The following is a 15,886-nucleotide window of genomic DNA, read 5'->3' on the forward strand; positions in this document are numbered from 1 at the left end:
TTATGCCTCTCGGTTTTTTTGTAAGTAAGATTTAACTAGTTCCTCAATTAATTCATCTCTCTCAAGCTTGCGAATTAAATTCCGGGCATCACGATGACGTGGAATGTAGGCAGGATCACCGGAAAGTAAATATCCTACAATTTGGTTAATAGGATTATACCCTTTTTCTTGTAACGCATCGTACACAGTATAAAGGACCTCATTTACATTCGTTTCGACCGTTTCATCAGAAAAATTGAATTTCATTGTTTTATCAAATGAACTCACCGTTCGCACCTCTTTCTCAGATTCATAATGGGAATCTGCTTGTCCTATCTTACTTACATTTTACACTACTTTTCTTAATTATAAAACGGATTCAACCCATTCTTCGACATATTTAAGTGCTTCTGGTAACTTTTCAGGGAGTTTAGCTCCTGCTTGGGCCATTTCAGGACGACCGCCACCTTTTCCACCACAGCGTTCTGCCACTTCTTTTATTAGTTTTCCAGCATGATACCCTTTGTCGACAAGATCCTTCGTAACACCTGCAACAAGGTTCACTTTTCCATCTTCACTAGCTCCGAGAACAACAATAGCTGATTGCAATTTGTTTTTCAAGTCATCCATCATTCCTCGAAGACTATTCATGTCTTTTGCATTCACTTTTGCTGCCAAAACTGTTACACCATTTACTGTGACAGCTTGATCAACAACACTACCTGCTTCTAAATTTCCAAGCTTAGTTGTTAAAGATTCATTTTCACGCTGTAGTGCACGATAATCCTGTAATAAACCAGTTAATCTTGTCACGATATCTCTTGGATTCGATTTTAGAAGGTCTGCTGCTTCTTGAAGTCTAGCATACTGATCATTTGTTAACTCATAGGCTGCTTTCCCCGTTACAGCTTCAATTCGTCTTGTCCCTGCTCCAATTCCTGTTTCTGTCAAAATTTTAAAAATACCAATTGAAGAAGTGTTCTGAACGTGACAACCACCACATAGTTCTAAGCTGTAGCTACCAACTTGAACGACGCGAACAATATTCCCATACTTTTCTCCAAATAGTGCCATTGCACCCATCTCTTTTGCTTCCGTTAATGATTTATAATCAATTTGAACATCAATACTTTTCCAAATTTGCTCGTTAACCATTTGTTCGATTCGTGTTAATTCCTCTTGTGTAACTTGTCCGAAATGAGAAAAGTCAAAACGCAAACGATCTGCTGTTACTAATGAACCTGCTTGATTAACATGTGTACCCAACACATCTTTTAGAGCTTGATGTAATAAATGTGTTGCGGTATGGTTCTTCACAACACCACTTCGATTTTCTTCTTGAACGTTTGCAGTAAATTGATCACCAGTAGTAATTGTGCCACTTTCTACGATTACATTATGGAGATTCTGACCGTTAGGAGCTTTCTGAACATCTTTAACCTTTATGACAGCTTTTTCACTTGAAAGAGTACCAATATCCGCTATCTGTCCACCGCTCTCAGCGTAGAATGGAGTTTGATCAAGAATTAATTGAATTTCTTCACCTTCATGAGCTTCTTGAATGACATCTCCATTTTTTACAATAACAATAGCTGTTGCATTCTCAACAACCAATTGATCATACCCTACAAATTTACTTTCGAGTTTAATTTCACCTAACATTCCACCTTGAACCTGCATAGAATCAACTTTTTGCATAGCTGCTCGTGCACGATCACGTTGTCGTTCCATTTCGGTTTCGAAGCCTTCTTGGTCAATTTTCATACCCTCTTCTTCAGCATACTCTTCCGTTAATTCAACAGGGAATCCGTATGTATCATATAAACGGAATACATCCTCTCCAGGGATGACATCATTGCCTTTTTCTTTTTGGGTTTTCATTACTTCACTTAAAATTGCCAGACCTTCGTTTAATGTTTCATGGAAGCGTTCCTCTTCATTCTTAATAACCTTTTGAATAAATTCTGTCTTTACCTTTACCTCCGGATAGAAATCAACCATAATTTCAGCAACTACAGGAACCAGCTCATACATGAACGGACGATTAATATTGATTTGCTTAGCATATCGAACAGCTCTTCTTAACAAACGTCGCAGCACGTACCCACGGCCTTCATTTGATGGAAGAGCACCATCACTAATAGCAAAACTAACAGTACGGACATGGTCAGCAATTACTTTAAAAGCAACGTCTTTTTCTTGATCTTTTCGATACTGTTCACCTGAAATTTGCTCAGTTGCTCTAATGATCGGAATAAAGAGATCAGTATCGAAATTTGTTGGGACATTTTGAATGACAGATACCATACGTTCTAATCCCATTCCGGTATCAATGTTTTTCTTTGGAAGCGGTGTATAGGTTCCATCCGGGTTATGATTAAATTGAGAAAATACAAGATTCCATACTTCAAGATAACGTTCATTTTCTCCACCAGGATATAACTCAGGGTCACTTTGATCGTTACCATATTCTTCGCCACGATCATAGAAAATTTCTGTATTTGGCCCACTCGGTCCCTCACCAATATCCCAGAAGTTCCCTTCTAAACGGATAATACGCTCCTCCGGAATACCGATTTTGTCTTTCCAAATATCAAATGCTTCATGATCCTCAGGGTGAATCGTAACAGAAAGCTTCTCTGGATCAAACCCAATCCATTTCTCATCCGTAAGGAATTCCCAAGCCCATTCAATTGCTTCCACTTTAAAATAGTCACCAATTGAAAAGTTCCCTAACATTTCAAAGAATGTATGGTGTCTTGCTGTTTTACCGACATTTTCAATATCGTTTGTTCTGATAGATTTTTGGGCATTACATATTCTTGGATTTGCTGGAATAACACGACCATCAAAGTATTTTTTTAATGTTGCCACCCCACTATTAATCCAAAGTAATGTTGGATCTTCGTGAGGAACGAGTGATGCACTCGGTTCAACATCATGGCCTTTTTCTTTAAAGAAATCTAAAAACATTTGTCGAACTTCTGCAGATTGTAAATTTCTCATATGTATCCTCCTTAATTTCTTATTTCTAAAATTTGTTGCTAAGTAATTAGTATTGTGCAAGGTTGAATGCAGCTTTAGGGTGCTCACTTCATTCAACCTAAACAGTTCCTTCTTAGTAAACTGTCAAACAACAATTTTGTAAAAGATCGCCTACACAAAAAACTCTCATCTCTGTGAAAAGAAATCCTCTTAACACAGGGACGAGAGTTAGCTCGCGGTACCACCCTGATTATGGACATACGCCCATCACCTTTATTACAAACCGTAACGTGGTTTAATACGGCAGGTTTTTCTGCACTTAGGATTAGCTTTCTGCTGTCCTTACTTTAGAATTTCTCTCAGCCGTGAAAATTCCTCTCTTAAAAGCGGTATCAGCATACTTCTTTCCATCATTGTTTTATCCTTATTCTACCCTAGAATTATAGACAAGCGTTTTCTAAATGTCAATGTTGTCTTTTCAATAAAGCAAGATGAACAATCATAACCTTTAAAATTACTATGACAGGTACCGCTAACATTAATCCAACTACTCCTCCAATTTCCCCTCCTGCAAGCAACGCAAGCATAATAACGATGGGATGCATATGAAGGCTTTTTCCTACAATTAGCGGTCCTAGTATATTTCCTTCAATAAATTGTAGACTTGCAATAATAACAATAACCACAATGACAGTTTTAGTCGACATCGTTGCTGCAATAATTAATGCAGGAACTGCACCAATGACAGGCCCAAAATAAGGAATAATATTTGTTGTGCCAATTAATAGTCCAAGAATTAACGGATATTTAACATGAAAAAACCATAACGCTAAAAAAGCTAAAGTCCCAATAATGAGGCAGACAAATAGTTGACCACGAATATAATTGCCTAAGGAATGATCAATATCTTTTAAAAACTGAATGGAACCACTTCTCCACCTGCGAGGAGTTAAATACCATGCCGCTCTTTTGATTTGCTCATAATCCTTTAACATATAAAAGACAAGGAAGGGAATAATTGCAATTAATAGCATATAATCAAAAATCCCCTTCAGGCTATTAATAACCATTTCAATCGTAACAGCCAGCCATTCTTCCGTTTTACTAAACATTTGTTCAATCCGATCGTGAACTCCTACCGGCCATGTATCTGTGTGATCATGAATCGAATCCATCCACTTATTATAAGTTAACGTAAACTGCGGAAAGTTTTCAGACAAGTCTCTAAGCTGACTTATTAAGACAGGGACTCCCCGATAAAAGCCATATCCGATTAATCCAAAAAATAAAAGATATATAATAAGAATCGATATTGGCCTGGGCAAGCCCTTACGATGAAGCTTTTCAACCACAGGGTGAAGTAAATAAGTTATAAAAGCACTTATTAGAAATGGAATCATAACTGCTTTAAACATAAATAAAAAAGGAGCCCATAAAGAGTAAAGCTTTAAAAAGATATATACGGATAATAAGGCTAATAATAAGATTGATATTTGCATCAGCCATTTAATATGTTTCTCTCTCATATAACTCCTCCTTTACTATTAGTAGTTTGGAGGGTAATAACAAATTTATACATTTAAAAAGGAGGCTGACCCAAAAGTCTAGATTTTAGACCTTGGGCTAGCCTTTTTTCATACTTTTATCTTTTTAAATCAGATAAACGTAAAAACCGGGACGTTCCATTGCGCTCCAGACACTTGCTTTCCGCGGGGAGGAAGCTGAGCCTCCTCGCCTTCGGCTGTGGGGTCTCAGCCTTTCCTCACTTCCCGCAGGAGTCAAGTGTCTTACGCTTCATTCCACTATCGATCTAAAATTATATTCATAGAAGCAAAACCCCTACGAAAACAGTCTTTTTTAAAGAATAATTAAACAACAAAAAAATCGCCCCATTTTGTATAATTAAGTTACCACACCAAATTATCCAAGAAAGGAACGATTTTTTATGAAATATGATCATATCTCTTTCGTTAATTATAACATGAATCAGTTAGTTCTTCCATTAAACCTTGAAATTCTCATCCCTCAAAATCATTTATCTACCATTGTCCATGAAGCTGTAGAAAAGCTAGACGATACATTGTTATTTCAACCCTACAAAGGTGGTGGACGCCCATCATATCACCCAAAAATGTTACTTAAAGTCATTATTTATGCTTATATACAAAAAATTTACTCAGGAAGACAGACGGAAAAGTTACTAACCGAAAATATCTACTTTATGTGGTTAAGTGGTAGTCAAACTCCTGATTTTCGTACAATCAATCGGTTTCGATCCGAGCGAATGAAAGATATTATCTATCAAGTCTTCTTTTCAATTGTAGAGTTACTGCGTGAAAAAGGATTAATAAAGCTAGAACACTATTTTGTAGATGGGACTAAGATAGAAGCAAATGCAAATCAATATACATTTGTTTGGAGAAAAGCGACAGCGAAATACGAAAATAGTTTAGATGACAAATATCGTCAACTCGCTTTACAAATTGAGCACATCCTTGAAGAAGAGGAAAAGTCCGCCCCTTCCGTGGGGCTAGAAGAAAAGCTGAAAGAAACACCGATTACTTCAGAACAGATTGAACATAGTATTAAAAAGTTAGAAAAACATTTAGAAACAGAACCCAAAAATAAAGAGGCGAAAAAAGTAGTTCGATTACTAAAAAAAGATTATCTTCCTCGTAAAGTGAAATACGAAGAACAAAATCGACTATTCAATGGAAGAAACAGTTTCTCGAAAACAGATACTGATGCGACCTTTATGAGAATGAAAGAAGATCATATGCGAAATGGGCAATTAAAACCTGGATATAATGTACAAACAGGAACAGAAGGTCAGTTTATTACGGGATTCTCACTTCATCAAAGAGCAGGTGATCCAAGTTGCTTAATCCCTCACCTCAAACACATGGAGGTGCTTGGAGTGAAACCCAAAAAAATAGTTGCCGATTCTGGCTATGGTAGTGAGGAAAACTATGATTTTCTCGAAAGAGAAGGAAGAACAGCATACATAAAATATAATACGTTTGATCAAGAACAAAAAAGAAGCTGGAAAAAGAAAATAGATCGTGTAGAAAATATGGAGTACGATGAGGAGCTAGATGAGTTTATTTGTGCAAACAAGCAACGCCTTATTTTTCAGTATGAAACCACAAGAACATCAGATAATGAATATGTATCAATTAAAAGAAGGTATTCTTGTTTTGAATGTACCGGTTGCCCATTCCAATTAACTTGTGCCAAAGGGAAAGATCAAAAAACAATTACAATATCTCTAGAAAATCAAAGACAACGAAAGGAGATTCGTGAACGTCTTCAGAGTGAAGAAGGCCGGAAATTATATAGTCAACGAAAATGTGATGTGGAAAGTGTATTTGGACAGTTAAAACACAATCAACAGTTCAGACGCTTTTCAATGCGTGGTCTCCAAAAAAACACGATTGAATGGGGGCTTCTTTGCGTTGCACATAACTGTAAAAAAATGCAGAAAGCGATAAAAAGAAATAAAGAAAATGAGGTAAATGGATACCAATAAGGGGGGGGGGTAACCCTTTTAGTTGAAAAAAACCACTATTTGGATCTTCTCAAAAACACAAAAGAAAAGGGTGCTCAAAAAATCGTCATTTAACGACCTTTTGAGTCACCCTCCTCAATTCTTAAAACATCTTAGTGATTCGTTTTCTCATTTTTTTCATTGACCGATTATTCATCATGTTTGTATTTCGTGCATAACGATAAGCAACTGCACCAAGTCCAAGAGATACTAATGAGGTTAAAGTACGATTCAAGACAATCTCCCCTTTACATGCTTATTGACCGGTCATCTTCTGAAAATAAATCATCAAGCGAGCTTAACGTTCCATCTTCTTCCACCTGATGAGTTAATATTTTTCCTTTTGATACAGATAACTCAATAAAGCAACCCCAGCAGTAATATTGATTTACACCTATCTTTCCAAGGTCTTTACTTCTACAATTTGGACATGAAAACAATTGGGCACACCTCACTCACATTAAATCAATGACGATCGCATCTTTGCTTATTGTAAATGGTTCACCAGATGCTTTAACCACTTTTTTACCTTCGGCGATATCTGCAAAAAAACCGTCCGTCAATTCGTATGCCTCAATTGTGCCCAATGTTTCTGAAAAATATACGTCATCTAACAATCCTAATTTGTTTCCCTCTTTTGTTAAGACTGCTTTATTTTCTAAGTCATTATAGGTGTTATAAGTATATTGTTTCTTCATATCCTGAATAGATAAAAGAGAATCAAGTTGTTCAACCATGACTCCATTTTCTCCAATTGAATAGATCGACTGAATTGGAATAAATTTATCACGATGAAACAAGCCTTTTCCTTCCATCATAAGTCCAAAAATAAAGCCTTTGGAAGATAAGCACAAATTTGTTACATGCCCTAATATAGTTGCATCATTGTTACAGTATACCGGTAGCCCTTTGAGCTTTGAAAATGTCCGCAAAGTCATCTCCACCTTTCCGAACATTCTTATGTTTCGCTAGGCTCCATGAAGTCATACGGTGTAAGGTTTTCCATGCCAATATTTGCATCAGTGAGGGGGAAAGGTAACTCCTTTTGCAGTTCATCCATTTCAGGATCAGAAACCATTCCACTTAATTTTTGCATTAAGCTTGTTTGCCGGTCTGAGCTGTCATTATTTGACACGCCCCATTGAAGAGCCTCTAACTCGCCACATATCACAAGTGATCGCTTACTTCTAGTTACTGCCGTATAAATTAAATTCCGCCTTAGCATCCGATAATATCCTTTTACAATTGGTAACACAACGATTGGAAATTCACTACCTTGAGATTTATGTATAGAACAACAAAATGCATGTGTGAATTGATTGAAATCTTGTTTTGTATAGGTAACCTCATTTCCATCAAAGGAAATAACGATCATATCCTCTTTTTCTGTATTTTCTTTCGCATAGAAAATTGAGACGATTTCTCCAATATCTCCATTAAATACATTACTTTCAGGTTGATTTACCAGCTGAAGAACTTTATCTCCATTTCGATAAACTACTTCTCCAAACTTCATTTCTCTTTTTCCCGGAGATTTAGGATTAAATAATTCTTGAAGTAATTTATTTAGTTGGTCAATTCCTGCCGCACCTCTGTACATCGGTGCTAATACTTGAATATCCTTTGCCGAATATCCCTTATTTATTGCACTTTTAATGATCTTTTCAATTACATCTTTCATTTGAGCTTGTGAACAGCGAATAAATGATCGATCTGAAGTTGGTTTGGCAATATTTTGCGGCAATTTGCCTGTTTTCATTTCATGGGCAAGTTCAATAATGGATGAGCCTTCCGCTTGACGGTAGATATCTGTTAATCGGACAGTTGGAATCATTTTAGAAGACAGGAAATCACGTAATACTTGTCCAGGTCCTACCGATGGAAGCTGATCTTCATCCCCAACCATAATGACTTGTATTTCCTTAGGCAATGCTTTGAACAATTGATTTGCAATCCATATATCGACCATGGATACCTCATCAACAATCAGAAGTTTTCCAGCAATTGGATTGTCTTCATCATGTTCAAAACCATCAGCTCCATTCCATTTTAACAAACGGTGGATCGTAACTGCCGGCATGCCTGTCGCTTCACTCATACGTTTAGCAGCACGTCCAGTTGGGGCAACAAGCAAAATTGGAAATGGTTCTTCCTTTTTATAATCTTTTGGGTCAAGAGAACAGCCATGTAAGTCAGAATATAGTTCAACAATTCCTTTAATAACAGTTGTTTTGCCCGTTCCCGGACCTCCCGTAAGCAAAAGCATTGGTGACATTAATGCTTTTTGGATGGCATCCTTTTGAGAAGGGGCATATTGAACCTTCATTCTTTCTTCAAGTTGGCCTAGTGATAATAAAAACTCGGATTCAGGAAATAATTCATCATACTCAGTTTGCTCCAAGACCTTTTTTACATTCTTAACTAATCCTTGTTCAGCAAAGTAAAGAGATGGGAGATATGCGCGCTCTTCTTCTATCATCAGCTTGCCTTCTTCACCTAAGGCAACAATTTCCGTTGCAATGTCTGTCTCATGGATAACAGCTTGCTTCGAGTGATCCAGTAATTCCTTTGCTTTTACAATTAACTGTTCAAGTTTTAAATAAACATGACCTTCTTGTAAACATAATTGTTCAATAATAAAATGACATGCTGCTTTAATTCGTTCAGAGTCTTTTCCGGAAATACCCAGCTGTTTTCCGAGTTCATCAGCCCTTACAAAACCAATACCCTCAATATCTTGCACAAGCTGATAAGGATTTTTTTGGACTATTGATAATGTTTCATCTTTATAGGTTTGATAAATTTTCATGGCCAATTGTGGTCCAAAACCAAATTGATTTAATGCAATCATAATCTGCTCAAGACCTTGATGAGAAACTAAAGCATCGACCAATTGTTTTGCTTTTTCTTTATTTACCTTGGGAATATCATCTAAGATCGCAGGATTTTGGAGAATTTTAGAAATGGCTGATTCCCCCAATTTCTCTACAATCGCTTCAGCTGTTTTTTTTCCGATGCCCTTAAAAAGGTCACTTGAAAGATACTGGACAATCCCTTCTTTAGTTTGAGGAATTTCCTTACGAAAGTGTTCAGTTTGAAACTGAAGACCAAATTTAGGATGATTTGTGAAAGAGCCAAAAAACGTATAAAGATCATCTTCATGCAGGAGTGGAAAATACCCTGTAACCGTTATTTCTTTATCTTCAATGTTCTCACTTGTATCATGAACTCTTACTTTTAGGACAGAATACAAATTTTGCTCATTATGAAAGATTACAACTTTCACTAGCCCTTTTACATAGCGTTCATTTTCCCCAAATAAATCGGCACTCTCCTGCATAAACGGTTCTCCTTTCACTAATTAAATTAATTCGACTGACCATTCATAATGTTAAGAGCATGTCCAGCCAGCATATGATCAGGCTGAATTTCCAATGCTTTTTCAAGCATTTTGATTCCTTTTTCTGTATTTTCCTTAAAGGCATACGCAACACCAAGATTATAATATGCATCAGCATGCTCCTGATCCAATTGGACAACAGCCTCAAATTGCTTTAATGCTTCATCAATTAATTCAAGCTGTGCCAAGCATAATCCATATTGAAACCTGGCGTCACTATCACTTTCATTTAATTCAACTGACCGCTGAAAATATGGTAGAGCTAAACGATTTTGCCCTAGATTAAAGAGAGACATCCCTAACATAAAATGTAGGTCTCCTTCATCAAGACCTTTTTTCAATGCTTTTTCATACATATTTTTTGCTTCATGATACTTTTCTTGATTGAAATAGACATTACCTGCCCCATAATATGCAGTAGCTGTATCGGGGTCAATCTCTATTGCTTTTTCGTAAAATTTAAGTGCTTTATCTAATTCGTTTACTGCTGATAAAAGATTACCAAAATTAATATAACTTATAGGATCATTAGGATTTGTTTCAATCGCTTCCGAAAAAATAGTTGCAGCTTCCTCGAAATTTCCTTTTTGCATCGCTTCAATACCAAGTTGATTTTTATTCATCTATATTACCTACCTTTTTCATTACTCATTCTTTACAGAGAAAAGGGGCTGACTCTTTATGTGCCAACCCCTTTCATCTTATCAGAAGATATGTTCTCTATGGAAGAACAAAAGCGCAAGCGCCTTGATCAGCCCCGACAAGCATAAGACGCAAATGAATAGAAGATGTTTTTTGTCTTCAATTCATTTGTGGCTTATGACCTCGAGGGGCTAGGCGCTGGAGCTGGATGTAGAAGCGCTTATCCACAGTTCTAGAATTTTATAATTTTCTAAACGAGAACAAACGGTAAAATCATAATTTATCCTACATACCAGATTTTTTCGTTATTTTTAAATACATGGTCAATCGTTCCGCCACCTAAGCAGACATCTCCATCATAAAATACAACGGCTTGACCAGGGGTTACCGCTCTAATAGGTTCTTTGAATGTAACCTTAGCTGTCGTTTCATCAATCATTGTAACCGTTACTTCATTATCTTGTTGACGGTAACGGAATTTTGCCGTGCATGTTAATTCTTTTACTGGTTGATTCGATACCCAACTAATATTTGTAGCAGTAATGGAATCAGAATATAACAAATCATTATGAAATCCTTGATCAACATAAAGAATATTTTTTTCTAAATCTTTTCCGACAGCAAACCAAGGTTCTCCACTTCCACCAATACCAAGACCATGTCTTTGACCGATCGTATAGTACATTAACCCATCGTGCTTTCCTTTTACTTCACCATCAAGAGTTTGCATGACTCCGGGCTGTGCTGGGAGATAACCACTTAGGAACTCTTTAAAGTTTCTTTCACCAATAAAGCAGATACCTGTACTATCCTTTTTCGTTGCAGTTGCAAGATTTGCTTTTTTCGCCATTTCACGAACTAAAGGCTTTTCAATATCTCCTAAAGGGAACATAACCTTTGAGAGTTGCTCTTGACCTAATTGATTTAGAAAATAGGTTTGATCTTTGTTTTCATCGACACCACGAAGCATTTTATATTCTCCGTCTCTATATTCAACGCGTGCATAATGCCCTGTTGCTAAATAATCAGCACCTAATGACATGGCATGCTCTAAAAAGGCTTTAAATTTTATTTCCTTATTACACATTACATCAGGGTTTGGTGTTCTCCCCGCTTTATATTCATCAAGAAAATACGTAAAGACCTTGTCCCAGTATTGCTTTTCAAAATTCACTGCATAATATGGAATTCCGATTTGATTGCACACTTGTATTACGTCATTATAATCTTCCGTTGCCGTACATACACCATTTTCGTCCGTGTCATCCCAGTTTTTCATAAAAATGCCGATAACATCGTATCCTTGCTCTTTTAAACGAAGAGCAGCTACCGATGAATCAACACCACCTGACATCCCGACAACAACTCTTATATCTTTTGGGTCTTTCTTCATCCCATTTCACCTCCAGTGTCTTTCTAAGCTGTTACTCTCTTAATTACTTTTGAAATTTCTTGAGCAGCATAATGAATATCATCCATACTTGTTCCAAGTCCAAAGCTAAAGCGTATGGATGATAGAATTTTATCTGATTCCTTACCATACATCGCAACCAACACATGTGATGGGTCAACAGCTCCTGCTGTACACGCAGACCCGCTGGATGCTGCAATACCAGCTAAATCTAAATTAACTAAAAGCGATTCTATATGTGTTTTTGGAAAATATATATTGAGGACATGTGGAAGGCCATCTAATGTACCATTTAGGGAAAATGAAATGTTGTTTTCTTCAAAAATCCTCATCATTTCTTTTTTAAATAGCATATATTGCTCTCTTTTTTGCTCCCTCTCATTGATTGAAAGCTCTGCTGCATGACTAAATCCGCTTATTCCAGCTACGTTTTCAGTTCCTGCTCTACGCTTTAATTCTTGTTCTCCACCATACAAAGCAGGCTGAAGCTTAATTCCGGATTTCACATATAAAAAACCGACACCCTTTGGGCCATTAATTTTATGTGCAGAAACCGTTAATAAATCAACTCCTAGCTCCTGTACATGAATGGATTCGATCCCAAATGCTTGAACAGCATCTGTATGGAAAAAGGCGGGGTAATCTTTTAAATAGTCCCCGATTTCACGAATTGGCTGGATGGTTCCAACCTCGTTATTTCCAAACATCACAGAAACAAGTACCGTTTGATTTGTTACATGTTTTTTCACATCTTCAACAGATATAAGTCCTTGTTCATTAACAGGTAAATATGTTACATCATACCCTTGTTTTTCGAGGTATTTACACGCATGTAAGACCGCATGATGCTCCACTTGTGTCGTAATAATATGCTTTCCGATTTGGTTATTTGCCAAAACAGTCCCTATGATGGCCAAGTTGTCCGCTTCAGTCCCACCGCTCGTAAAAATAATTTCACCAGGCTTGGCTCCAATTGTATTTGCTAGGCTTCTTCTTGATTCATCGAGAATTCGACGGGCATCTCGGCCAAATGAATGGATACTCGATGGGTTTCCGAAGTTCTCAGTCATTAAGTTCATCATTTTTTCAGCTACCTCCGGATGAATCGGAGATGTGGCCGCATGGTCTAAATAAATTCTCCTCATAATAAATTCCCTCCTTTCTCCTTTTGTTAGGACTATTTTTTAAATATAAAACATATAAGGTCCTTGTTCGCCTTCTCCTGTGTAATTTGCAAGATCCTCTAATGTTGTATTGTCTAATACATCTTTTACCGCATCACGAATTCTAATCCACAGCTGTCTTTTTGCAGGCTCTTCGTCATCTAAAACTTCAACAGGACTTATGGGCCCCTCTAAAACTCGAATGATATCTCCGGATGTGATGTTTGCCGGTTCATCACCTAAAACATAACCACCATATGCTCCTCTAATACTTTTCACTAAGCGTGCATTTCTCAATGGGGCAATTAATTGTTCTAAGTAATGTTCTGATAAATCATGAGCTTGGGCAATACTTTTTAATGAAGTGGGACCTTCACCATGTTTTCTGGCAAGCTCAATCATAATTGTTAACCCGTATCGGCCTTTTGTTGATATTTTCATTGTTTTCCCCCTTACATCTTAAACTATAGATTCTACATAAAATATATAAACTCTTTTATTTTATAAAAAGTTATCTATCATCAGCATGATCTATTAACTGATAAAAGATTCAGGAGTTTGACAAGCAAGTACTTCTGAGTAGGTGATTATTCCTTATTCATGACGAACCAATGCTTTTTTTAGTCTATATACTTTTGAACATTAGCCATTATAGCATAAACTTCCTCCATTAAGCACTTAAACCAACTGTAGTACTTGGACATATCAATAATATACATAAATGGCGTATTACTATTTTGATTTTTTAAACATCTCTAACTTTTCATATATAGCAGCAAGTCTTTTTTCATCACCTGCTTCTAATGGTTGATAATATTTTGTACCAATTAAATTATCTGGCAGATAATCTTGTTTAACCCAGCCTCCAAATGTACCAATTGGATAGTCGTGCGGATATTTATACCCAACATGTCCTAATACTTTTGCACCTGCATAATGCCCATCTCGAAGGTGCATTGGAATGTTTCCGACTTTACCGGATCGCACATCCTGTATCGCTAAGTCAAGAGCTTTGTAAGCAGAATTAGACTTAGAAGATAGGCACATTTCTACAACAGCCACAGATAGTGGGATACGTGCTTCCGGAAGCCCTAAACGCTCACTTGCAGTGACAGCAGCTAAAACATTATTTCCTACAGCTGTATTTGCGAGTCCAACATCTTCATAGGCGATAACCACTAATCTTCGATTAACAGCAACAAGATCACCTGTTTCTAATAAGTGGGCGAGATAATATAATGCTGCATCAACATCACTACCTCTGATACTTTTTTGTAAGCTGGAAAGAAGATTATAAAAATGTGTACCCTTCTTATCACCATATACGCCGACATTGCCAGTCATATCATTTATCATTTTATCATCTACAACATATGTATCCTCTATTTTTGGTGATGAATAAACAATCGATTCCAATAAAGTTAATGATTTGCGGGCGTCACCATTGGATCCAAAAGCAATCATTTTTACTTGCTCATCTGAAATTTCGATCTTCATCTTGCCTAGCCCTTTCTTTTCATCCTGCAGGGCCCGTAGTAGAAGAACTTCAATATCCTCGTGAGTTAGTCTGGTTAATTGCTTGATTTGACCACATCTGCTTCTGATCGCAGGGTTCACATCATGAAAAGGGTTCTCCGTCGTTGCTCCAATTAAGATAATGTCTCCTCGTTCAACATGTGGTAACAAATAATCTTGCTGGGCTTTATTAAAACGATGAATCTCATCTAAAAATAAAATAACTTTTCCTGTAATACGTGTTTCTTCAACAACTGCTTCAACATCTTTTTTTCCGGCAGTTGTTGCATTTAAAGCAATAAAAGGGATACTTGTTGTGCCAGCAATGGCAAAGGCAATGGATGTTTTGCCAATACCAGGTTCACCATACAGAAGCATAGAGGGAACATACCCATTTTTAATCATTTTATAAAGGCTTGTTCTCTCTCCTATCACCTCTTTTTGCCCGACTATCTCATCGATAGTACTAGGTCTCATTCGAAAAGCAAGTGGTTCTCCGTTCACCATTATCCCCCCTGTACATATCTATCTACGATTATAAACTGAAAAAGTAAACAAAAAAACGAATGAGCTTATAAGACATCAAGAATAAACACAGTCAATTCGGAAAAGATAAAAAAATGACTAAATGTACTTTATCCTCGGCAATAACGATGTTGGATGAGAATTTTAAAGGTTAAGGAGGTCGTCGTGAAAACTAGACATGATGCGTGGACATTTGAACATGATAAACTTCTTGCAGAAACGGTTCTATCATATGTTCAAAACAGTCGGACTCAGTCCGCTGCCTTTAAGGATGTTGGCAAACAGTTGAACCGGACAGCTGCAGCTTGTAATTACAGATGGAATGCTGAACTCAGGAAAAAATATACAAAAGAAATGGAACACGCCAAGAAAAGAAGAAAAGAACCCCCTCTAAACAAAGAGGAAAATAAACCCAAAGAGGAAACACAACTATCACAGTTACATGATATCACTCAGATGACGGTTGATGACTGTATTCGTTATTTATCACAGGTTCGAAACCAAGAAGAACACCATCACATTATTAATGAAAATAAACAATTACAAGAAGAAAATAAAAAGCTTAATCAACAGAGACAGGAATTAAATAAAAGATATGAACAACTTGTTTACCAAAAACAAAAGATGGATCGTCATTACAAAATGTTCTTTGGCCTAATAAACGAAGCTCAAAACAAAACTGAGGAAAAGCAACTCTATCATTAATGCTTTTCCTCTAC

14 protein-coding genes and 1 other annotated feature are annotated in these 15,886 nt (G+C 36.8%); of the genes, 2 read left to right on the forward strand and 12 right to left on the reverse strand.

The window, feature by feature from the left end:
• From HWV59_RS19605 to HWV59_RS19615, 3 genes are all read right to left on the reverse strand, one after another.
• Positions 1 to 267 carry an IreB family regulatory phosphoprotein gene (locus HWV59_RS19605; RefSeq protein WP_026558655.1) on the reverse strand — a complete coding sequence of 89 codons (267 nt, stop codon included), beginning with the start codon at positions 265 to 267 and terminating at the stop codon, positions 1 to 3.
• A gap of 78 nt (positions 268 to 345) precedes the next feature.
• Positions 346 to 2,985, reverse strand: a complete 2,640-nt coding sequence (gene alaS / locus HWV59_RS19610) for an alanine--tRNA ligase (RefSeq protein WP_175639810.1) — start codon at positions 2,983 to 2,985, stop codon at positions 346 to 348.
• 193 nt (positions 2,986 to 3,178) lie between these two features.
• Positions 3,179 to 3,387 (reverse strand) — a binding site (T-box leader).
• Positions 3,388 to 3,428: 41 nt separating this feature from the next.
• The gene (locus tag HWV59_RS19615; RefSeq protein WP_102229497.1) at positions 3,429 to 4,490 is read right to left on the reverse strand and encodes an AI-2E family transporter; all 1,062 of its coding nucleotides are present in this window, start codon (positions 4,488 to 4,490) and stop codon (positions 3,429 to 3,431) included.
• Between the two features lie 419 nt (positions 4,491 to 4,909).
• Here HWV59_RS19615 and HWV59_RS19620 point away from each other — a divergent pair, with 419 nt between their 5' ends.
• Complete coding sequence (locus HWV59_RS19620) at positions 4,910 to 6,493, forward strand: IS1182 family transposase (protein ID WP_175639811.1); 1,584 nt, start codon at positions 4,910 to 4,912, stop codon at positions 6,491 to 6,493.
• Between the two features lie 121 nt (positions 6,494 to 6,614).
• Here the strand turns inward: HWV59_RS19620 and HWV59_RS19625 are convergent, their stop codons facing one another.
• From HWV59_RS19625 to HWV59_RS19665, 9 genes are all read right to left on the reverse strand, one after another.
• A complete protein-coding gene (locus tag HWV59_RS19625) occupies positions 6,615 to 6,746 on the reverse strand; it encodes a YrzQ family protein (protein ID WP_102229498.1) in 132 nt (43 codons plus the stop codon).
• Between the two features lie 13 nt (positions 6,747 to 6,759).
• Positions 6,760 to 6,951 carry a hypothetical protein gene (locus tag HWV59_RS19630; protein WP_102229499.1) on the reverse strand — a complete coding sequence of 64 codons (192 nt, stop codon included), beginning with the start codon at positions 6,949 to 6,951 and terminating at the stop codon, positions 6,760 to 6,762.
• Between the two features lie 15 nt (positions 6,952 to 6,966).
• Positions 6,967 to 7,443 (reverse strand): PRC-barrel domain-containing protein, encoded by a 477-nt coding sequence (locus HWV59_RS19635; RefSeq protein ID WP_175639812.1) that lies wholly within the window; start codon positions 7,441 to 7,443, stop codon positions 6,967 to 6,969.
• A 26-nt stretch (positions 7,444 to 7,469) separates the two neighbouring features.
• Positions 7,470 to 9,851, reverse strand: a complete 2,382-nt coding sequence (recD2, locus tag HWV59_RS19640) for an SF1B family DNA helicase RecD2 (protein WP_102229501.1) — start codon at positions 9,849 to 9,851, stop codon at positions 7,470 to 7,472.
• Positions 9,852 to 9,877: 26 nt separating this feature from the next.
• Positions 9,878 to 10,534, reverse strand: coding sequence for a tetratricopeptide repeat protein (locus HWV59_RS19645; RefSeq protein WP_102229502.1), 657 nt, complete (start codon positions 10,532 to 10,534; stop codon positions 9,878 to 9,880).
• A 299-nt stretch (positions 10,535 to 10,833) separates the two neighbouring features.
• A complete protein-coding gene (gene mnmA, locus HWV59_RS19650) occupies positions 10,834 to 11,946 on the reverse strand; it encodes a tRNA 2-thiouridine(34) synthase MnmA (RefSeq protein WP_102229503.1) in 1,113 nt (370 codons plus the stop codon).
• Between the two features lie 23 nt (positions 11,947 to 11,969).
• On the reverse strand, positions 11,970 to 13,109 hold the full coding sequence (locus HWV59_RS19655; RefSeq protein ID WP_175639813.1) for a cysteine desulfurase family protein: 1,140 nt from the start codon (positions 13,107 to 13,109) through the stop codon (positions 11,970 to 11,972).
• Between the two features lie 39 nt (positions 13,110 to 13,148).
• Positions 13,149 to 13,568: a cysteine metabolism transcriptional regulator CymR gene (cymR, locus tag HWV59_RS19660; RefSeq protein ID WP_102229505.1), complete on the reverse strand. Its 420-nt coding sequence runs from the start codon at positions 13,566 to 13,568 to the stop codon at positions 13,149 to 13,151.
• 291 nt (positions 13,569 to 13,859) lie between these two features.
• Positions 13,860 to 15,146: a replication-associated recombination protein A gene (locus tag HWV59_RS19665; protein WP_175639814.1), complete on the reverse strand. Its 1,287-nt coding sequence runs from the start codon at positions 15,144 to 15,146 to the stop codon at positions 13,860 to 13,862.
• A 186-nt stretch (positions 15,147 to 15,332) separates the two neighbouring features.
• Here HWV59_RS19665 and HWV59_RS19670 point away from each other — a divergent pair, with 186 nt between their 5' ends.
• Positions 15,333 to 15,872, forward strand: coding sequence for a hypothetical protein (locus tag HWV59_RS19670; protein WP_102229507.1), 540 nt, complete (start codon positions 15,333 to 15,335; stop codon positions 15,870 to 15,872).
• The last annotated feature ends 14 nt before the right edge of the window (positions 15,873 to 15,886 follow it).

Origin of the sequence: Metabacillus schmidteae (genome assembly GCF_903166545.1) — a bacterium.
GTDB lineage: Bacteria > Bacillota > Bacilli > Bacillales > Bacillaceae > Metabacillus > Metabacillus schmidteae.